Below are 19,528 nucleotides of genomic sequence, written 5' to 3' on the forward strand. Positions count from 1 at the left end.
GGCTAAAATTCTAAGAGAGGAGAAACCCTACCATGTCTCATAGTATAACCAATAATGACTTTATGAATCAACTTGACACACTTGTTCGTGACTTTGTCAAAGAGCACCTGGAAACCATTATGAAAGAAGAAATGGAACAGTTTTTTAAGGTGGAGCACCCTGAACTGAAACAGGTGAAAAACGGGTACTACACACGCACTCTCGACACCAAGCACGGTCATATCGATGACCTTGCTGTTCCGCGTGATCGCAACGGTGAATTTAAGACGGAGTTGTTTGATCCTTACCAGCGCCGTGACCAATGGGTTGGAGAAACGGTCACGAGAATGTACCAGAAAGGCATCAGCACCCGTGAAATCGGTCAAATGATCGAGCACATGTTGGGTTCTGCTTATTCGGCAACAACGGTAAGCAATATAACGGATGTCACACTGGAAAATATCGAATCATGGCAAGAGCGCAAGCTGCAGAAACGCTATTCGGTTCTTTATCTTGATGGAACCTATCTCAAGCTGCGTCGCGATGACGTTGATAACGAAGTCGTCTACCTGGTCATTGGCATCACCGAAGATGGTTATCGCGAGATTCTCGGTTTCTATGTCGGCGGCCAAGAAAGTTCACTCGGTTGGAAAGAAATCCTTCTTGACCTTTACAAGCGCGGTGCCGAGGAAGTGCTGCTTGGTGTATTTGACGGCCTGCCTGGTTTAGAAGACGCAATGAAAGAAGTTTATCCAAAGGCTGATGTGCAGCGCTGTGTCGTTCACAAAATCCGAAATGCCATAAATGCCGTACGTAAAAAAGACCAAACGGCCATTGCCGAGGATCTAAAGCCCATTTACGAGGCAAGTACAAGAGAAGAAGCCAAAAAGCAATTCCAGGCTTTTAAACATGCTTGGGAGGCTAAGCATCCTAAAATCGTCAAATCGTGGGAGAAAGACTTAGATGTGCTTCTGACGTTTTTAAATTACCCGTCATCCATCCAGCGCATGATCTACACGACAAACATCATTGAGCGAACGATGAAGGAAATCAAAAAACGTACCAAGACGATGAACAGCCTGCCCAGCGAAAAGGCGGCAGAGAAAGTGGTTTATCTCCAATCCATTGACTACAATCAAAAATGGGCAGAACGGAAACTGCGAGGCTTTGCGAGTGCTTATCAGCCGCTTCAAGACATGTTTGAAGCAAGATATGGAAAAACAAGCAAAGTATAACCGGGAGAATTTTCAGTCATCATCCCCCGGGTACCCGGGGGATGATGACTGCTCCCCCACCAATTCTGTGGAATACCCTATTAAAATTTACACATACTTCTTGACGGAACCAAGTATCCGAACATTAATTAATAGAAACACTTTATAATTTGTTAATACAGAAAGCTAGCCTGTTGATTGGAGTGGAAGACGGCGACTCCAGCGGGAATAGCGATAGCCGAAGACCCCGCAGCGTAGCGAGGAGGCTGAGGCAGAGCCCGCGGAAAGCGTCCGTCTGGAGCGGAAATCAACTTTGTTCGGCTTTCTATACTAACTTCTCTATTATGAAATTGATTCGATAGTATAAGGGCACAGCAAATGAAAGGAGAGATGAATAAAATGGGAGTTTGCAATATTGACCATTCGCATGAATCAGTGGTGAAGAAGCTGAAGGATCAGGAAGCATTTTTGCCAGCGGAGTTAAATGAAAATATATATCGCTTTTTGGAAAAGGACCTTTGCCAGGAAACACTGAATGAGGTTTTTCATCTCTTAAAAAAATATGATTTGGCTTCAGAAGAGGAAAGGAAAGACAGGAATAATAAGTTTGCTGCTATCATGGATTAGGTTAGAAAAGCTCGCATTCGCTCGCCCTTTAGCGAACCGTTAGCTTAACTTAACGTGCAAAAAAGACTCCCATGCTTGCTTCGCCCGGGAGTCTTCAAATGTTATTTTTCTTTTGCAGCTTTTGCCATCTGACTCCAGATGGACCCTTCCGCTTCCTTACCGCTCTCAATCCTTGCAAGGGCCATTTTTACCTGCATCCGTACTTCAAATTCAGGATCATCCAGGGCTTCGCGCAGTGCTGGGATGGCTGTTTCATCGCCAACTTCATATAAGAACATGGCTGCCCGCCAGCGGACTATACGGCTTTTATCCGATAATGTTTTAATCATTTCCGGGATTGCTTCTGCAAATCCAAGGTCTGATAAACAGTCTCCTGCGGTTCTTCTCACGTTTACAGCCTTATCCTTTAACGCTTTATATAAATACGGAAGTGTCTCCGGTTCTTCAATCATTCCCAAATAAGCGGTAGCAAGCCGCCGGACAGATGCTTTTTCATCATCAAGCGCTTTATCGAGCACGGGAAGATCTTCTTTTTTCGGATTCATGCGATCCAGTGCAGCATACCTGTCTTTCCAGTTCGGCTGATCGAGCATTTCCAGCGTCACTTTCTTTGGTCTCCGTTCTTCAGCCTGTGACTCATTATTCAAAGCGAGTTCCACCAGTTCATTCAATCGCTCGGTATCATAGGTGGCCGACAATTCCTCGACTACATCATGTCCGATTTCATCCATATCTCCATACCGGGGCTTTTGCTCTGCCCATGTCCGTTCCATCAAGTAATTATCAGATGCTTCGGCTGCTTTCATTGCTGCTTCCATAAAACGTTCCGGAAGGGCAAAGCGTTTTTCAGTGTCCCCATCATCCAGTTTCACCTGTGTTGGGATGTAGCGGATCATTTGAATGAGGACACTCACTTCACCAAATGCATCATCGGCCTGATCCGCTGCTTTTGAGAATAAATCAGCATCTTCATCATCGGAACCAAGTACTTTTCTCACTTCGGGTAAAATTTCTTCCCAGGAAACACGCGGATTTCGTTCCAAAGCAATGAAGTCAATCACGCGGTACAGTCCTTTGACTCCATTTATGGAAAATAGTTCTTTTATATAGTCAGGTGCACCACTTAAGTCATCATCCAGTTTATAATTTTCCGTTTGGCCGTCAGCCAGTTCCTCATCCACATTGATTTTCATGGAATATGGGCTGGGCGTCGGCTCCATGGATACAATTTTCATATATAACTACCCCTTCACGTACGTTTTCTTATGAACGATCGTATCAAAAATACAAGGAATTATCCAATTGGGGGTTCCGGCCATTGTGTGGCATAATCGATAGGTTACAGCTCTGCGGAAGCTTTTCTTGTTTTATTAAGGGAATTAATGGTATAAGTAAATCAGAATAAAATGCAATATGTAAGGAGAAAAATGATGGCAAAACAAAAATATTATGTAGTCTGGGCCGGCAGGAAACCAGGCATATATACAAATTGGGAAGATTGTAAAGAGCAGACGGATGGCTACAATCAGGCAAAATTCAAATCATTTACAAGCAGGGAACAGGCGGAAAAAGCTTACCGGGAAGGCTGGCAGCAATTTTGGGGAAAAGGGAATGGAAAGAAAGCAGAAAAAGCAGTAAGCAACAAAAAATCAAACACAAGCCCGATGTTTGAAGATGAAATTGATTACGATAGTATTTCTGTAGATGTTGGAACGAGGGGGAATCCAGGTCCGGTGGAATATCAGGGAGTGGATACACGAACGGGCGAAGTGATTTTTTCACACGGGCCGATTCGTAAGGGGACAAATAATCTTGGGGAATTTCTTGCCATTGTGCATGCATTGGCTTATCTAAATAAGATCGGAAGCACAAAGACTGTTTATTCCGACTCTGTAAATGCGATCAATTGGGTAAAGAAAAAGACTGTATCAACCACACTGAAAAGAGATCCGTCCACAGAGGAAATATGGCAATTGATCGACCGTGCTATTTATTGGCTGGAAAATCACACATACAAAAATAAAGTGCTGAAATGGAACACAAAAAAATGGGGTGAGATTAAAGCAGATTATGGGCGCAAATAGCTATTTTAAGCCGTTATACTTCATGAGTCAAAATCTATACGAAGATAGCCTTTTGCCAACTACTCCAGCTAAATCAAAGATACTGATAGGGTTTCCTTGGCTAAAGAGGTTCACGAGAGGAGAGAAGTAATATTTACCCTATCAGACAAAATTGATAAAAAGAATTACTGTTATTAGTATTATTGTAATCGTTAAAATAAATAGGAGAGAGAGTTTCCTGGATATATTTGCCTTCTGCAAATCCTGCCAATTGTTTGGTTTAATACCACTTAGCCAGAAAACAATGACAGCTGATAAAAGTATCGAGAAAACGTTAACCATTAATAGAATAAACGGGATAAGCGCTTCAGTCCAATTCCCTGTTCCGAGAATCATACCGAATACAACAGCAGGCGGGAGTAAGGCTACTGAAACCATAACACCTACAAGCGTGCCTGATTTTCTTTTGACAAAAGAAAGTGCACCTGCAGCACCGGATGCAAGTGCTGCAATGACATCAATAATTTGAATTTCTGTCCGCGAAAGAAACTCATCACTGTAAATTGGCGGATTGGAGAAAAAGCTAAATATAACGGCAATTACTACTGGAATTCCTATTCCAACTAACGATGTAATGATGGACTGACGTATTAATTTAAAGTCACCGAGAACGGAAGCAAATGAAACAGCTGTTACAGGGCCAATGAGTGGCGCAATCACCATTGCGCCGATGACGATTGCTGGACTGCTTTTTATAATGCCCGCCGCAGCAACGATTGCGGAGAAAATAATAAACCAAATATAACTAACACTTATACGGCTTGATCCCTGAACTGTCGTATATAATTCATGCCGACTTGCTCGCTGCAGGTCTTTTTTTTCTTCTTCTTCTTCTTTCTCTTTTTTTCTGGGAAGATATGTTTGTACCGGCAGCAACATAACCTGATAAACCTCTTCGCCACCGGGTAATCTTTCCAAGTAATCAAGCACTGACTCCACATCATTCGTCTCTAATAAAATTCGTGTTAAATGTTCCTCTTTACTCTCCTCGAAACTCCAATAAGAAATAACAGAAAAATGATCTTCAATTTCTTCTATATTTAAAAAGTTTTTAGGGGCATAAATTTCAAGCAACTGTAATGGCATAATTTCGTCTCCCATATACAAAAGAAAGTATTACGCCTTATTATTGCCTTTATTTTTCTTTTTCATTTCACCTGCAGTATTTTTCTCAAACAAAAGATTCCCCTCCGTCTGGCTCAGTAGTTTCGTAAAGAACTGTGCTGCGAGACTAAGTGGTTTATTCAACATAAGGGATGCTCCAGCAAAATACCGGATTTAGGTGGAAAGGTTCACAATGAGTAGGTGAATTGCATTTTTAAAAAACGAAAGCAGATCAGAGTCATTATCTCTTTTAAAATGTTAGAAAGGACAGTTCCTGATAGAAATGCTATACTAAACGTAAGTTAATATCTTGCCTATGGTGACTGTTTAATAGTTGAAAAGGGAAGTTGGTGAAAATCCAACGCGGTCCCGCCACTGTGATGGGGAGAGTTCTTTTGCATCCACTGTTTCTGTATTGAAATGGGAAGGGAAAAGTTCTTGATGATTCTGAGCCAGGATACCTGCCATAAGGAAGGACATTTGAATCCTACGGGAGATAGGAGGGTGTTGCGATTAATTGAATCCATGTAAATGGAGTGGATTCAATTTAAATGTGTGTGTTGACATCTTCTGAAATAGAGGGTGTTTTTTTATTTTGCAGGAGGTGATCATAGTGGAAAATGTACCGATTAATAAATCAAAAACGGTTCAAACCAGATTGGTTCTCCCGCCGGATACGAATCATCTGGATACGATATTTGGCGGAAAGGTATTGGCATATATTGATGAAATTGCTGCATTAACAGCGATGAAGCACGCCAACAGTGCAGTGGTGACAGCATCCATAGATTCTGTAGATTTTCTTTCTTCAGCGAAAGTGGGGGACTCATTAACACTGGAAGCGTTTGTGACTTATACAGGCACAAGTTCAATGGAGGTCTATGTGAAAGTGACGGCGCACGATCTCATTAAAAATGAAGAGAAGTTGACGACGGAGTCTTTTCTGACTATGGTTGCTGTCAATGAAGAAGGAAGACCGATAGCCGTTCCGAAAGTATATCCTGAAACGGAAGAGGAAAGCAGGCTGCATGCAACCGCACCCGCCAGGAAGAAAAACAGAATAAAGCGGGCAACTGTTAAATAAAGAAGTAGATATAACTTTAAAAAGTATCAGCATAGTTTTTGTTGATACTTTTTTGCAACTTTACAATCAGTAAAATTGATCTGTTTATAGCTACTGTTTACCAATAACCTTTATTAGCAGCTCCCTGAATTTATTCCTGTCATCCTCGGTAAAGGGTTTTGGTCCTTTTGTCCGTTTGCCGCTTTTTCGGGCCATGGCACTGAGATAACGGGTTTGCAAAAGCTGGTCTATATTGTCATTTGTGTAAACAAATCCTTTATGGTGGAGGACAGTACATCCTTTTGCCAATCCGAGTGAAGCAAGTCCATAATCCTGTGTTATGATCATATCGCCTTTTTCTGCCATTTTCATAATTCGGTAATCTGCAGCTTCAGCACCTGTGTCCACATAAATGGTTTCTACTCCCGCAGGCGGTTCTTCGGGAGAATAATGCGAAAAGCTTGTGACCAGAACAACAGGTATCCCTGTCCTTTGAGCTTCTTCAATCACTATATTTTTAACCGGACTGGCATCTGCATCAACGTAAATTTTCATTCGGATTAACTCATTTCTTTTTAAGATTGATATGATAGTTCCATCATAACTATTTCAATATGTTTCCTCAAGGTCCAAGCCTGCGTATTTTATCTGTGGCGGACAAACTGATAATATAAATGACAGATGGTGATGCTATGTATAAGAAGGTTTTGATTAATAATTTTCCAATCGAGGCAAAAAAGTTTACAAAAGAAGCTGGTGAACGAATAAAGATTGGCTTTGAATTTACAGTAACCCATGAAGATTATCATGATGTGACTACATTGCTCTATGAAAATGACTTCACGGTAAAGGTTCCGGATGAAAATCTGGCATTCAGGGCAACCATTTCCAACTATTCTACTTCTGTTACAAATCTTTATAAAGAAGGAGCGGAAGGGGAGTTTAAGCTGGAACTTGTTGAAAAAAAATAGAAGAAATCAGCAAACTAGCTGATTTCTTCTTAATTGAAAGGGAGTAAAATTTGTCTTATCTATAAAATCTGTAATTCTCTAGGGAAGGAAGTCAATACTTCAGCAACTCCCTCTTCGTTAATATAAACCTCATCTTCAATACGAACTCCACCATAGCCAGGTATATAAATCCCGGGTTCAATTGTAAAGAATAATCCATTTTCTGCTACCTTATCATTATTCTCATGAATGGACGGCTCTTCGTGCACTTCGATGCCAAGACCGTGTCCTATACGATTGTTAAAATATTCTCCGTAACCACTTTCGTTAATAACATTCCTTGCAGCGATATCAAATGTCTTCAGTGGTACTCCGGCTTTTACAGAATTCACTCCTGCTCGATTAGACTGCAGTACGATGTCATAGATTTCTTTTTGCTTCTCGGATGCTTCCCCGACAATGAAGGTTCTTGTAATATCTGAACAATATCCTTCTTTGGTAATTACCCCAAAATCAATTAATAAAAAATCGCCTTTTTGCAACTTTCGGTCTGCTGGTTTTCCATGTGGCAATGCTGCTTTTTCACCAGATAGGACAATGGGAGAAAAAGACGGGCCCGATGCTCCGAATTTTGATTTGTAAAAAGGCAAAAATCAAATGCTATACCTTGTATTCTATACTGCGATAAACCATGTGAAGAAACTTCTACGATGATAACTTCATCGTTGCTCTCTGCAATTATTCTATGTAAATCCAATGAACTTGGAGTTGTATTAACACTTTTCCTAAACTGGCCATTAACAATGTTTTGTATCGTTCCGATTAGAGAACAGGCTTTTCCGCTGCTTTCTATAATATGTTTCAGAATATAACTTGTTGTTGTCTTTCCGTTTGTACCAGTAATACCAATCATAAGCTTTTTTTGAGAGGGATTCCTGTAAAAATTACTGGAAATGGTTCCTATAGCTTTCCTGCTGTTATCAACTTGAATATAGGGAACAGGCAAATCACGTATATTCCTTTCCCCTACGATTAAACAAGCACCTTTTTCAATAGCTTCAGAAATATAGTCACTTCCATTAGAATGAAAGCCATGGATAGCTACAAAAATATAATTTTTTCGTACATTGACTGAACTATCAGCTACCCCTTCAATAGATATGTTTAGTGTATCAGGTTTTATATCATTCTTAATTTCAAGTTTGGCAATTACATGTTCTGCTTTCATAGATGTTTTTACTCCTTTAACAAAGGAATTTATTCACTAAGTTTAATAGTATTTTATGGAGAAAGTGTGAAGTTTTTAAGATGTAATAATTCCTTAACAGTACAGTAATATTTAAAAATCACCAAAAAAGTGCTAATGAAAAGAGTTTCATTGCTATAGTGAAATGATCATATACAAATATATAATTCCAAATCCAAATAATCCAATTACTAAAGAGTATAATAACGTTGAATTTCTAACTGCTTCTTCGAAAATCTCTTTTACTGCAACCATAAAAATGATAGCAATAGAGAGGTTTATCATAAAAGCAAGCAAGGAAGGAAATTCTATATTAAATAATTGCCCCAGTAATGCCCCTAAAGCAATTGGTAATGTAATAACGACGGTGATAAACACATAAGTAAGTATGCCGAATCCAGCAAGAAACAATGGGGTAAAAACAATTATTCCTTCTGGTATTTTATGTAATACTAGTGTAGTTAGCATTAGCTCTCCTATCTCTGTACCCAGCGTCGATCCAAGCGTAATTCCAACAGGAAAATTGTGAAGTGCAATGCTAAAAGTTAAAAGCACCCCGGAACGAACAAAAATATCTTTTTGATGACTAGCTGTGATAATTGTTATTTTGTCCATTAATAGATGAATGAATTGAAATAGTACTAAACCAATTGTGATGCCAATGGCGAGATTTACCCAACCGCCTAACTCAATACTTTCCGGAATCATTTCTAAAAATAATAACCCTACTATAAGTCCAGCACATAATGAATAAATAAAGCCGTATCCTCGTTGTAACCCTTTCAAAATCCAAGCAATTCCTCCACCGACACTAATGCCAAGTGCGGAGGCGAACACACTAATTATCCAAGTTGCAGCCATACAATCGCTCCTTAATAAGGTTGTCTTTTAGTTTATATTGTTACGAACAAAATAATATTCTATTTTATTATTATGCTGCTTGACAATCTTTTTCAGTAAATGTATAATGTGAGCATATACTAATATACGCATATACAGTTTGAATAAATATAAAGTCAGCTTAATCAGCTTATTACTCGATCTTTCTTTTATACATATAAATTTTAAAAGGAGGGAATTTTTATGGACGATAACAAGGAACAGGCAGAAATAGATAATAAAGACCTGGATGAAGAAACATTATTTGTAGTATCACAAACCTTTAAAGCATTAGGTGATCCAACAAGAATAAGGATTCTTAATTTATTGTTTCATAAAGAGTACTCTGTGAATGGAATTGCAGAGAACTTACACCTTAGACAATCGACTGTTTCGCATCAATTACGTTTTTTAAAAAATTTACGTTTGGTGAAATATCGTAGAGATGGGACAACCTTATATTACTCTCATGATGATGAGCACGTAATGAATATGCTAAGACAAACGATAGAACACGCCTATCATCATTAGTATCCCTTTGCCACAATATTAAGGGTCAGTATTAATAAGCTATGTTTTTAATATTGTTATATGAGCATATATATATATTAACAATAATGAAAGGTAGAGGGTTTTGGAATTAGACTGGAAAGGGTTGTATGATACCTGGAAAGAAAGCGGGTTGAGTTCAGAGTGGCTCGTGAACAAGGTTTAAAAGTTAAAATCGGATATTTTATTGGATACAAAAATTTGAACGCGATCATTTAACTTCTTAGCTCGTGTAAAACAAAAAGCGGATGTATTGGACCTATATTATATTTTTTAGGATGGTGATAATATGGAAAATATTCAAGAGCACCAGTCACACGGAAATCATAGCCACGGTCACGATCACGATCATGGAAAAATGCCAATTGTTTTGTATTTTATTGGTTTAGCATTGGCACTTATTGCATTATTTTTAAACGACGAATATGTGTTATTACAAAATATTTTATTTTCAATCGCTACAATCACAGCTGGCTACCATGTAATCATTCTTGAAGGTATTGGAGAAACTGTTGAAAATACTAAGATGAAAAAGCGATTCACCCCGAACTCCCATATTCTGATGGGGCTGGCAGCAATTGGAGCTTCTTTAATGGGGAATTTCTGGGAAGGAACATTATTGATTCTTATTTTTTCTGGTGCCCATTTTCTTGAAGATTACGCTGAAGGAAGAAGTAAAAGAGAAATTACCAACTTACTCGAAATGAACCCAACAACAGCGAGAAGGATTCTCCCCGATGGAAATACAGAAATTGTTGATGTTAGTGAATTAAAGGTTGGGGACCGCCTTCAGGTATTAAACGGTGACCAAGTGCCCATTGATGGAGTTATTTTATCCGGCACTACTTCCATTGATGAATCTTCTATTAACGGTGAAAGCATCCCCAAAGAGAAGTCAAAAGGGGACGGAGTTTTTGGAAGTACGATTAATGGAACAGGTACTTTTACAATGGAAGTCACAAAAGAGAGTAAAGATACTGTCTTCTCGAAAATCTTACAACTGGTTAATTCAAACCAAGATAATCAAACCAAAGCCGCTAGTATTATACAAAAATTTGAACCTAAATATGTTACTTTAGTTTTAATCGCAATACCATTAGTAATGGTACTGACACCTTTTCTATTTGACTGGACATGGTCACAGAGTATTTATAGAAGTTTAGTCCTTTTAGTTGCTGCTTCACCGTGTGCTCTAGCAGCAGCTACCGTATCAGTAACATTGTCAGCAACTTCTAATCTAGCTAAAAAAGGAGTGCTTTCAAAAGGAAGTACTTACCTATCGCAATTAGCGGATATAGATACAATTGCCTTCGATAAAACGGGAACCCTTACTAATGGAAAACCTGAAGTAACAAATTATTATTTTGCTGATTCAGTGAATGAAGAGAATATTATTGATATTATAGTGGCTCTTGAAAAAGAATCCAATCACCCACTGGCGAATGCTATTTTAGAAAAATTTGAAGCTAAAAATAAAATAGAAATTGAAGTTACCAATCAGATTGGGAAAGGTCTGACAGGTGATTATAATGGGAAAAATTATCGGATAGGTAAGCCCACTTCTTTTGATGGTGTTTCCGATGAGTATATCCGTTTAAATAATGAATGGGCTTCAGAGGGAAATACTGTTGTATACGTAGCAGAAGATGAAAAAGTTATTGGGCTTATAGCCCTTATGGATGTGCCGCGAGAACAAGCGAGAGAAACCATTGATTATTTTAAGAAGCTTGGTATACACACCACTTTAATCACTGGTGATTCTGAGATGACAGGGAAAGCTGTTGCCGAACAGTTAGGTCTTGACGAAGTTATTGCGAATGTAATGCCTGAAGATAAATCTAATATTATAAATGAACAGAAAGAAAAATATGGAGTGACGGCAATGGTAGGAGATGGTGTGAATGATGCACCGGCTCTTGTAAATGCAGATGCCGGTATTGCTATGGGAGATGGTACCGATGTTGCAGTAGAGGTATCTGATCTGGTTCTAATGCAGAATGATTTAACTAAATTAGTAAAGGCTCATAAAATTTCTTCAAAAATGAGTCGAGTTATCTGGCAAAATATTATTTTTTCAATGGCAGTTGTTGCCTTTTTAGTTGTAGTTAGTTCTTTAGGACTTACGGATATAGCAATCAGTGTAATTATTCATGAGGGAAGTACTTTAGTTGTTATACTAAATGGTCTTAGATTATTAACATCTAAATAATCAATGATCTAATTAACATGAAAGAGCATCTTAGTTATAATTGTTTTTGTTGAATTGTCGAATTTTTTGATAGTTAAGTTTTTGATTTTTAGTTAAACCTACTTCATATATGAAGAATACCAAACACCTGAATTAAATAAAACAATCCACTTAAATTTTAAGTGGATTGTTTTATATTCGGAGTTTAACTGGTTAGATAAAACTTATTCTTCACTGTTTTAGCTATGTTAAACAGGCCGGAAGTTGACGGTTATGTCTGACCAGAAGTAGACTGATAATATGACCAGAAAAAAATCCAGGAAAGGAAAAGGACGCCCCCATTAACGTGAAATTGCGGAAACAATTTCACTGGAGACGTCCACTAAAACCTAACATATGATTAGTATATCAGACTATACGTTAATTGAGAAGAAGGACGAAGCAGGTGTTTTTTGTTAGGAGTGCGGAAATCAATCACTGTCCTATTTGCGAAAGCCCTTTGGTAGTGGCTGGAAGCCGGCGGAGGGTATGGTATAGAAATTCAGGAGATAAAGAGAAACTTATTATACGCCGGCTTTATTGTAAACGTTGTCATAAAGTACATCATGAATTACCTGATGTTTTAATCCCTTACAAACGTTATGGAGTAGAAAGCATTGAACAGGTTGTGGATGATAATTTGATAGATGTTCCGGCTGATGAATCGACATTGGGTCGCTGGCGTGAATGGTTTCAGATCTGGGGACCATATGCTGTGGGCTGCATGATTTCTATTATAAAGCGGTTTCAATTGGACTTACCTGTGGGGAGCACGTCCGGTGCCCCAAGGACCGTGCTCCAAAAAATCGGACGTGACGGAAGAACATTAGATGGATGGCTGGCGAAAGTTGTCCGTCCTATTGTTAATGTTCATTTATGGATACAGACCCGTTCTGCATTCCTGTCCGGATACTCTTGAGATAGACTCATGTTTAATAGCTTAAAAGGAGGCTCATTGACATGAGAAATCAAAAGAAAGCACAGGAGATTGCTGCTGAACGGGTACAATTACTGTCTCCATTGTTGGCGGATGGATTGGATGCCGCCAAGGCCAGACAAATCAGACGGCAAATTTGTGAAGCAAGTGGACTTTCTGAACGAACTATTCGAAGATACTTAGCACAATATCGACAGGCAGGGTTTGAAGGTTTAAAACCAAAAGGAAAAGGTACGCAAATCAGGGAAGCTATTCCCGATCATTTATTGAAACAGGCTATCTTATTGCGTCGGGAAGTACCATCACGCAGTATTGCCCAAATTATTCAAATCCTGGAATGGGAAAAACGAGCTGAGCCCGGTCAATTGAAGCGGAGTACCTTGCAGGAAAAGCTTGCTGAAAAGGGGTATAGTGCTCGGCATATGCGAATGTACAGTGATCCTGGTGTGGCTGCCAGGCGTTTCCAACGGAAAACTCGCAATCAATTATGGCATTCTGATATTAAGTATGGACCGTACCTTCCTATTGGTCCAGGTGGAGAGAAAAGACAAGTTTATTTGGTGGTGTTCCTGGATGATGCTTCTCGATTTGTGATGCATGCCGGGTTTTATCCCACCATGGATCAACGTATTGTGGAACAGGGTTTTCGTGAATCTATTCAATTATACGGTGTTCCCGAATCTGTTTATTTTGATAACGGAAAACAATACAGGACAAAATGGATGAAACGAACCTGCTCAAAGTTAGGCATCCGGTTATTATACGCTAAGCCGTACTCGCCAGAGGCTACCGGGAAGGTAGAAAGGTTTAATCGGATAGTGGGTAGTTTCCTGGATGAGGTTTCACTGGAGAAGCCCACAACACTGGATCATCTAAATGAGCGACTCCGTGTGTGGTTGAGTGAATGCTACCAGTACAAGCCGCATAGTGCTTTGGGGGAAAACCAAAGTCCGGAAGCAGCTTTCCGCAGTGATGACAAAGCCTTACGGTTTGTCAGTACAGAAGAATTGGCGCAAGCATTTTTACACTGTGAGACGCGTAAAGTGGATAAATCAGGATGTATTAGTTTTATGGGCACTAGCGTTGCATTAAAAAGTAAAAACAATGTCAATCAATAAATCTGGTAGCTTCAGTTATTTAGTTCAATTTTCTGATAAATACCTAGTTTTATTCGAGAAAAAAAGTTAATATGCTTTAAAGGTAGCCCTTCATCCATTTTTAGAATTTTATATATTTATTAGTTAACTGGATCGTAGCTTAGATCATCTAAGTGCAAAACCTCCTCTGATTCGTATTGTGCCAAGGTTTCATTAAAAACCTTTTCGTGGTCCAGCCTTCGTCGTCCATTGGATGATCGTTCTGGTTTCCTGAATAATTCGGAAATAAAAAATGTCATGGATTGTGACCAGAAATCACGGGTCCAACGCAACATTTCGACTAAAGTTCCTTCATAGCCCAACTTGTTTTTCATTAACAGGGTTAGGCAGAAAGTAATCATAGCTATTAGTATTTGATTGTATACAGCGTTTTCACTCTTTCCATACAGTTTTTTGATAACCAGATGTTGCTTTATCCATTTGAAAAACAATTCAATTTGCCAGCGATGCCGGTAAATATCACTGATTTCCTGTGCACCGACGGTTGCATCGTTACACACAATTCGGATCTGGTTCCCTTCGCTGTCTACAGTTTCTATTAACTGCAGCGGATTCTTCATGTTTCCAATCTTCACGATCGCATGCCTGGAGATTGAAGAATCCTCATCTACCGGCAATTCCTCGATGACATTTACAACAGTATTCGATTTAATTCTTGTGGCAAACCGGATACCTTTTTCACAATAATAATCAAACTTAGCAAAGTTGAAATAACCTCGATCGAAGACATGAAGGACCCCTTTATCCGGCACAATTAATGAATCCAACTGAGTTTCATCAGCAGGTCTTGCAGGGGTAAGTATCATATCATTTGGATAAGAGATATCATCACAAAAGACGATGGAAGTATGCATCTTCACTCCCGCTTTTGTCTCCCGAAAATCTGCCCATTCATATTGGCTGAGACACATGGAAATGGTCGATGAATCAATCAGATGAAGCTTTCCAAGTGATTTGTCTGTCATTGTTGGGCCAAGTATTTGGTGCAGCTTTTGAATTAAATGATGCAGGATCGCCTGAAAAATCTCGGGTGGAATATCTCCATTTTTTCGAGAGAGTTGTGATTTACTAATGCTCTCTATACCAACAAGTCTTTGCACCGTTTTCTTTCGTTTAATCGTATCACTTATCCGCTTCAGACTATCTAAGTTTTTTAACTGGGCATAGATAAAAGCATTCGTAAACGTAAGTACATCAAGCTTTTTGACGTATTTGTCAACTTCGGCATGATCAATCATTTTTTGTATTACCTTTGAATCTAATGGATGAATGTATTCCTTGAATACAGTTTTTATGGTATTATTGTCCATGGTTTCTCCTTATAGTTAGGGATTTGGACAGGACTACCATACCCTAATTATAAGGTTTTTTTAATGGATTTTAAAGTGAAAAGATCTAATATTACCAACTTTCAAATAAAATATTTTACTTGATTTTTTAATATTATTTTCCTGCAACGCTAGTGTTTTATGGGTAAGAAATACGAGGCTGGATTATCGTATATTGGCTGCAGGGTCGATGTGGTTTATGATCCTTCGGATATTACGGAAGTGACCATTGAGTACGAAGGACATGCACCTTGGACAGCTCGTGAATTGGTGATTGGTGAACATGCCGGGAAACGGCCAACGATGCCGGATCATCTTGGACAACAGTCCACAGAGCACTCCAGACTGTTGGACGCAGCGACGGAACAGTATGCTTCCCGTAAAGACGTTCAGAAGACAGCGGTTTCCTATCGCAGGGTTAAGAAAGAGGGTGCTTCACATGTTTAACCATTTTTACGGTTTTACGCACACTCCTTTTAACCGCGATATTCTCACATCGGCATTATATTATCCGGATATGCTGGATGAAACCATTGGGAGATTGGAATATGCAGCTGAATCACAATTATTTGCGGTGGTGACAGGAGATGCTGGCACCGGGAAAACAACGACGCTCAGGAAATTTACGGATGAACTGGATTCCGGTTTGTTTAAGGTTTTATATCTGGCCGATTCTAAATTAACACCCCGGCATTTCTATAAAGGGTTACTGGAACAGTTGGGGTGCGAAGCCAAGTTTTATCGTGGAGATGCTAAACGGCAGTTACACAATCAGATTGAAATGATGCGTGGAATTCATGGTTTATTACCTGTGGTTATTGTAGATGAAGCACATCTACTGGACCGGGAAATGCTGGAGGAAGTTCGCTTTCTGCTTAATTTTAAAATGGACGCTGAAAGTCCAATGGCTTTGATTCTTGTCGGACAAAGTGAACTTTGGGACCGGCTTCGGCTCCAATCATTTGCAGCTATTCGGCAACGAATCGACCTGCAATGTAAGCTCCCGCACTATGATCGTGCGCAGGTAGGTGGATATATACAAAAACATTTAACCGAAGTCGGTGCACAAAGCGACATTTTCACAGATGCAGCGATTCATGAAGTTTTTCAGTTTTCGAATGGTACACCAAGGCTGATCAATAAGATTTGTACGCATTGTCTCATTTACGGTGCCCAAAATAAACAAAAACTCATCGATGATCATATGGTAAAACTGGTGATAGAAGGTGAACTGTCATGACAGAAGGAATGATGACCTATGAATACAATAGAGACGCCTGGGTAGTTGAATTAAACGGTTATCATTATACACTCTTTTGCGGTGAATCATTTGAACTTATTGTTGGCCAGTATAAAATCCCTTCTAGGCTCGAGTTGGGGTTGGATTGGTATATTATCATGGAGGAAGATGTTCGATTCGACCTTCGCATAGGTAATGTATATCATATAAACATCTAAAATTGGCTAACTGAACGAAGGGGAAGAAGGAAATATTATCCTTCTTCCCCTTCTTTTTATATTCTGTGGTCAATAATCTAGTCAAAACTTGGACAGAAGACGCAATCAATATAAAGGCATTATATACAATCAGTAACACTTCACTATTTTCATCTTTAACCGTTACAGACTTCATAAGCATTGTGTTCAAGCTCTTGCTGTTGTATGTGCATACATTGAATATACTCCATCATTCTCGAATGTTACTTCTGCCGTATACGTTCCATCCTCATTGTTTGTGGATTCAATTGTTATACTTTCGTCTTCATTTCCTTCTTCCCAATATTCAAAATTAACTTCATCGGCATCATCTACTTTCTCATCACCATATGTAACGGTTGCTTTCAGTAGGATGGTCTCACCGACTTCAGCCGTTTCAGGAACTTCAAATTCTACTTCAAGTGACTCTAATTCGTCAAGCTCTTCTACTGCTTCATCTTCGTTTCCACTGCATGCTGTAAGAATAACGAGAGTCAAAGCCAATATAAATAGAAAAAACCCTTTCATAAATATAATCCTCCAATATCCTTTTTATTCAATATTACGTTAGAAAACCTTACCAATCATCCCACTTTTTATTTAAAATCCCAATGTCCTTTAACAAGCTAAAGAACAGTGAATCTCTTTCACTTTCCAAGGCTTCCTCCGTACAGGAATCATGTGGTTCATAGTTTAAGTCCCATGCTTTCTCTAAAGTCGAATCTTCAAGGTAGTTTGTTGGTGTTGGATTTGACTGTTCGAAACAATAGTCTCCTGGCTGCCCAGGTGCAATATACGTTTGATAAGTATGCTCCAGTATTATCCTTGTATCAGAAGATGGTTTTGTTTCTTTAGGTATAAAAAAGCTGACAATGAGTAACCCAACAATAAGGATGATAAGGTAGATCAGTAATTTTGATTTAGACATAAATACGGAACTCCTTTAACTTTTATAACACTATCTTTAAATCATCAACAATAGTTTCAACCTCGTCCATATCAATACCATAATAATGTTTTATGACTTCACCCTCAGGATTAACTAAAAAGAATCGGACTCCATGCATTACCTGGTCAGTATCAGGAAGTTGCTCTGCTTCCGAACGGAATGAATTTATGGAAAGCTCTCGGATCGTTTCAAATTCATAGCCTGTTAGAAAACTCCAATTGCTTAAGTCTGCCTGATACGATTCAGCATATTCTTTCAATACTTCCGGAGAATCATACTGGGGGTCTACTGTGAAAGATACTAATTGAATATCCATCCCTTCCTCCTCGAGTATGTCTTGTAACTCCGACATATTTGTTGTCATTGGAAGGCATACTGTTGTACAATTTGTGAAAATGAAATCCGCAACCCACCACTCCCCCTCCAAATCGCTAGAACTTAACGTTTCATTATCCTGTGTTGTAAATTCAAATTCTTCTACTGTTCCGGATATGTTCGACTCAATTTCTCCTCCACAAGCTGCAAGGAAAAGGACAAGTGATAACATAGTAATCTTCTTAAAGTACTTCATTTATTAGACCCCCTGTAATCCATTTATTGATTAAGACTCTTTATTTTTCCCTGCATTTGAAGTGATTAACATAAAAATAGTAATTAACGAAAACGCAATTAATGCCAAAAATGGTATTGTAATAAATCCCAGCCAATTTATGTATTCAGCACTGCATGGTACACCACTCGCACATGGTTTAATTGGTGCAAAACCCGGCACTTTCTGCTCTAAATAGTGATAGAGAGAAATAGAGCCGCCAATGAGCGCCATTGGCAACACATATTTTTTAACAGATCTGTCATTTTGAAATGTTGCTATACCGAGTATTAAAGATAATGGATACATTAAAATACGCTGATACCAGCAAAGTTCACATGGCACAAAACCTCGTATTTCGCTAAAGTAAAGACTTCCAAGCGTTGCAACAATCGAAACCAGCCAAGCTGCATATAGCGATAACTGTGAAATATCTACTTTCTTCATATTTTAATTGTCCTCTAATGCGTTTTCTATAGCGTCTGTAATTGCTTCATAGTTAAATGGCTCTTCTATTATTGTTTCATTTACCATAATCGTTGGCGTGAATTGTACCTCGAATTCTGAAACCAACGCTGAATCCTTATTAACTTCGTCCATTTCCGAATTGCTTTCAATCGCTGATTTTAAACTTTCTGTATCAATGCCTGAAACCCCATCTGCTATTTCAATTAGCTTCTCCGTTGTAATCCAGCTGCTGTCATGATTTTCACTTGGTTGTTCATTGAAAAGAGCTTCATGAAATTCCCAATACGCATCAGGGTTCTGTTTATATACTGACTCAGCTGCTAATGATCCTAACTCTGATTCTTCCCCATGAAATAGCACATTTATATATGAAAATTTCACCTTGCCGGTATCAACATAATCACTTACTAATTGCGGGAAAATATCTTCACCCCAAACTTTACAAGCAGGACACTTAAAATCTCCAAATTCTACTACTGTCACGGGAGCTTCTGAATCACCCAATGTTGGTTGCCCATCAATTGGCGGTTGTTTGTCTATGGTTGTTTCTTCATCTGATTCAGAATTATTATTGGTGATAACGACCAAGGCGATAATTACTGCAACAACAACTAAGGTAATAATTACAACAAATTTAAATGGAGAGTTATTTTTCTTGTTCAT

At 38.9% G+C, this 19,528-nt stretch carries 22 protein-coding genes, 3 pseudogenes and 1 riboswitch; of the genes and pseudogenes, 12 read left to right on the forward strand and 13 right to left on the reverse strand.

All coding sequences use genetic code 11. The annotated features are described in order from the left end of the window. Nucleotides 1–32: 32 nt before the first annotated feature. Together ACZ42C_RS16835 and ACZ42C_RS16840 are read left to right on the forward strand one after the other, a co-directional pair. The gene (locus ACZ42C_RS16835; RefSeq protein WP_464891246.1) at nucleotides 33–1,214 is read left to right on the forward strand and encodes an IS256 family transposase; all 1,182 of its coding nucleotides are present in this window, start codon (nucleotides 33–35) and stop codon (nucleotides 1,212–1,214) included. A 378-nt stretch (nucleotides 1,215–1,592) separates the two neighbouring features. After that, the gene (locus ACZ42C_RS16840; RefSeq protein WP_464891293.1) at nucleotides 1,593–1,820 is read left to right on the forward strand and encodes a hypothetical protein; all 228 of its coding nucleotides are present in this window, start codon (nucleotides 1,593–1,595) and stop codon (nucleotides 1,818–1,820) included. Nucleotides 1,821–1,921: 101 nt separating this feature from the next. Here ACZ42C_RS16840 and ACZ42C_RS16845 read toward each other — a convergent pair whose 3' ends face one another. After that, nucleotides 1,922–3,055: a conserved virulence factor C family protein gene (locus tag ACZ42C_RS16845; RefSeq protein WP_461183662.1), complete on the reverse strand. Its 1,134-nt coding sequence runs from the start codon at nucleotides 3,053–3,055 to the stop codon at nucleotides 1,922–1,924. A gap of 195 nt (nucleotides 3,056–3,250) precedes the next feature. On the opposite strand from ACZ42C_RS16845, the gene rnhA reads away from it, so the two are divergent. Further along, nucleotides 3,251–3,904, forward strand: a complete 654-nt coding sequence (gene rnhA / locus ACZ42C_RS16850; RefSeq protein WP_461183661.1) for a ribonuclease H — start codon at nucleotides 3,251–3,253, stop codon at nucleotides 3,902–3,904. Between the two features lie 141 nt (nucleotides 3,905–4,045). On the opposite strand, the gene ACZ42C_RS16855 is transcribed toward rnhA, so the two are convergent. Both ACZ42C_RS16855 and ACZ42C_RS16860 read right to left on the reverse strand, forming a co-directional pair. Next, entirely contained in the window at nucleotides 4,046–5,029 is a 984-nt protein-coding gene (locus ACZ42C_RS16855; RefSeq protein WP_461183660.1) for a TIGR00341 family protein, read from the reverse strand. A gap of 30 nt (nucleotides 5,030–5,059) precedes the next feature. Continuing rightward, nucleotides 5,060–5,194: a hypothetical protein gene (locus tag ACZ42C_RS16860; protein ID WP_461183659.1), complete on the reverse strand. Its 135-nt coding sequence runs from the start codon at nucleotides 5,192–5,194 to the stop codon at nucleotides 5,060–5,062. Between the two features lie 153 nt (nucleotides 5,195–5,347). Beyond that, nucleotides 5,348–5,530: riboswitch (cobalamin riboswitch) on the forward strand. Nucleotides 5,531–5,660: 130 nt separating this feature from the next. Here ACZ42C_RS16860 and ACZ42C_RS16865 point away from each other — a divergent pair. Then, nucleotides 5,661–6,131 carry an acyl-CoA thioesterase gene (locus ACZ42C_RS16865; protein ID WP_461183658.1) on the forward strand — a complete coding sequence of 157 codons (471 nt, stop codon included), beginning with the start codon at nucleotides 5,661–5,663 and terminating at the stop codon, nucleotides 6,129–6,131. Nucleotides 6,132–6,221: 90 nt separating this feature from the next. Here the strand turns inward: ACZ42C_RS16865 and ACZ42C_RS16870 are convergent, their stop codons facing one another. Beyond that, nucleotides 6,222–6,665, reverse strand: coding sequence for a YaiI/YqxD family protein (locus ACZ42C_RS16870; protein WP_461183657.1), 444 nt, complete (start codon nucleotides 6,663–6,665; stop codon nucleotides 6,222–6,224). Nucleotides 6,666–6,802: 137 nt separating this feature from the next. On the opposite strand from ACZ42C_RS16870, the gene ACZ42C_RS16875 reads away from it, so the two are divergent. After that, nucleotides 6,803–7,081: a DUF3219 family protein gene (locus ACZ42C_RS16875; RefSeq protein WP_461183656.1), complete on the forward strand. Its 279-nt coding sequence runs from the start codon at nucleotides 6,803–6,805 to the stop codon at nucleotides 7,079–7,081. Nucleotides 7,082–7,140: 59 nt separating this feature from the next. On the opposite strand, the pseudogene ACZ42C_RS16880 reads toward ACZ42C_RS16875, so the two are convergent. From ACZ42C_RS16880 to ACZ42C_RS16890, 3 genes and pseudogenes are all read right to left on the reverse strand, one after another. Beyond that, nucleotides 7,141–7,710: pseudogene (locus ACZ42C_RS16880) on the reverse strand (M24 family metallopeptidase); the annotation flags it as partial. Between the two features lie 29 nt (nucleotides 7,711–7,739). Continuing rightward, nucleotides 7,740–8,288: pseudogene (locus ACZ42C_RS16885) on the reverse strand (Mur ligase family protein); the annotation flags it as partial. A gap of 153 nt (nucleotides 8,289–8,441) precedes the next feature. Continuing rightward, entirely contained in the window at nucleotides 8,442–9,167 is a 726-nt protein-coding gene (locus ACZ42C_RS16890) for a ZIP family metal transporter (RefSeq protein ID WP_461183655.1), read from the reverse strand. Nucleotides 9,168–9,389: 222 nt separating this feature from the next. Here ACZ42C_RS16890 and ACZ42C_RS16895 point away from each other — a divergent pair, with 222 nt between their 5' ends. The 4 genes and pseudogenes from ACZ42C_RS16895 to ACZ42C_RS16910 form a co-directional block, all read left to right on the forward strand. After that, nucleotides 9,390–9,716, forward strand: a complete 327-nt coding sequence (locus ACZ42C_RS16895; protein ID WP_461183654.1) for an ArsR/SmtB family transcription factor — start codon at nucleotides 9,390–9,392, stop codon at nucleotides 9,714–9,716. A gap of 307 nt (nucleotides 9,717–10,023) precedes the next feature. Next, nucleotides 10,024–11,943 (forward strand): heavy metal translocating P-type ATPase, encoded by a 1,920-nt coding sequence (locus tag ACZ42C_RS16900; RefSeq protein WP_461183653.1) that lies wholly within the window; start codon nucleotides 10,024–10,026, stop codon nucleotides 11,941–11,943. Nucleotides 11,944–12,367: 424 nt separating this feature from the next. After that, on the forward strand, nucleotides 12,368–12,880 hold the full coding sequence (locus ACZ42C_RS16905) for a DUF6431 domain-containing protein (RefSeq protein WP_461181744.1): 513 nt from the start codon (nucleotides 12,368–12,370) through the stop codon (nucleotides 12,878–12,880). 41 nt (nucleotides 12,881–12,921) lie between these two features. After that, nucleotides 12,922–13,971: pseudogene (locus ACZ42C_RS16910) on the forward strand (DDE-type integrase/transposase/recombinase); the annotation flags it as partial. 164 nt (nucleotides 13,972–14,135) lie between these two features. Here the strand turns inward: ACZ42C_RS16910 and ACZ42C_RS16915 are convergent. After that, nucleotides 14,136–15,365: an IS4 family transposase gene (locus tag ACZ42C_RS16915; RefSeq protein ID WP_461183821.1), complete on the reverse strand. Its 1,230-nt coding sequence runs from the start codon at nucleotides 15,363–15,365 to the stop codon at nucleotides 14,136–14,138. A gap of 159 nt (nucleotides 15,366–15,524) precedes the next feature. On the opposite strand from ACZ42C_RS16915, the gene ACZ42C_RS16920 reads away from it, so the two are divergent. Genes ACZ42C_RS16920 through ACZ42C_RS16930 form a run of 3 tightly spaced genes read left to right on the forward strand, consistent with a single transcriptional unit; the run spans nucleotide 15,525 to nucleotide 16,841 of the window. Then, entirely contained in the window at nucleotides 15,525–15,830 is a 306-nt protein-coding gene (locus ACZ42C_RS16920; RefSeq protein WP_464891294.1) for a hypothetical protein, read from the forward strand. Next, the gene (locus ACZ42C_RS16925; RefSeq protein WP_461181900.1) at nucleotides 15,823–16,623 is read left to right on the forward strand and encodes an ExeA family protein; all 801 of its coding nucleotides are present in this window, start codon (nucleotides 15,823–15,825) and stop codon (nucleotides 16,621–16,623) included. The genes ACZ42C_RS16920 and ACZ42C_RS16925 overlap by 8 nt, the downstream gene beginning before the upstream one ends. Next, nucleotides 16,620–16,841 (forward strand): DUF5348 domain-containing protein, encoded by a 222-nt coding sequence (locus tag ACZ42C_RS16930; protein WP_461181899.1) that lies wholly within the window; start codon nucleotides 16,620–16,622, stop codon nucleotides 16,839–16,841. The genes ACZ42C_RS16925 and ACZ42C_RS16930 overlap by 4 nt, the downstream gene beginning before the upstream one ends. Before the next feature lie 186 nt (nucleotides 16,842–17,027). Here the strand turns inward: ACZ42C_RS16930 and ACZ42C_RS16935 are convergent, their stop codons facing one another. Genes ACZ42C_RS16935 through ACZ42C_RS16955 form a run of 5 tightly spaced genes read right to left on the reverse strand, consistent with a single transcriptional unit; the run spans nucleotide 17,028 to nucleotide 19,528 of the window. Continuing rightward, a complete protein-coding gene (locus tag ACZ42C_RS16935) occupies nucleotides 17,028–17,387 on the reverse strand; it encodes a FixH family protein (RefSeq protein WP_461181898.1) in 360 nt (119 codons plus the stop codon). A 49-nt stretch (nucleotides 17,388–17,436) separates the two neighbouring features. Beyond that, the gene (locus tag ACZ42C_RS16940) at nucleotides 17,437–17,787 is read right to left on the reverse strand and encodes a hypothetical protein (RefSeq protein ID WP_461181897.1); all 351 of its coding nucleotides are present in this window, start codon (nucleotides 17,785–17,787) and stop codon (nucleotides 17,437–17,439) included. A gap of 22 nt (nucleotides 17,788–17,809) precedes the next feature. Then, nucleotides 17,810–18,379, reverse strand: a complete 570-nt coding sequence (locus tag ACZ42C_RS16945) for an SCO family protein (RefSeq protein WP_461181896.1) — start codon at nucleotides 18,377–18,379, stop codon at nucleotides 17,810–17,812. A 30-nt stretch (nucleotides 18,380–18,409) separates the two neighbouring features. Beyond that, complete coding sequence (locus tag ACZ42C_RS16950) at nucleotides 18,410–18,844, reverse strand: disulfide oxidoreductase (RefSeq protein WP_461181895.1); 435 nt, start codon at nucleotides 18,842–18,844, stop codon at nucleotides 18,410–18,412. Nucleotides 18,845–18,847: 3 nt separating this feature from the next. Beyond that, nucleotides 18,848–19,528, reverse strand: a complete 681-nt coding sequence (locus ACZ42C_RS16955) for a DsbA family protein (protein WP_461181894.1) — start codon at nucleotides 19,526–19,528, stop codon at nucleotides 18,848–18,850.

The sequence above is a fragment of the Virgibacillus kimchii genome (genome assembly GCF_055379185.1).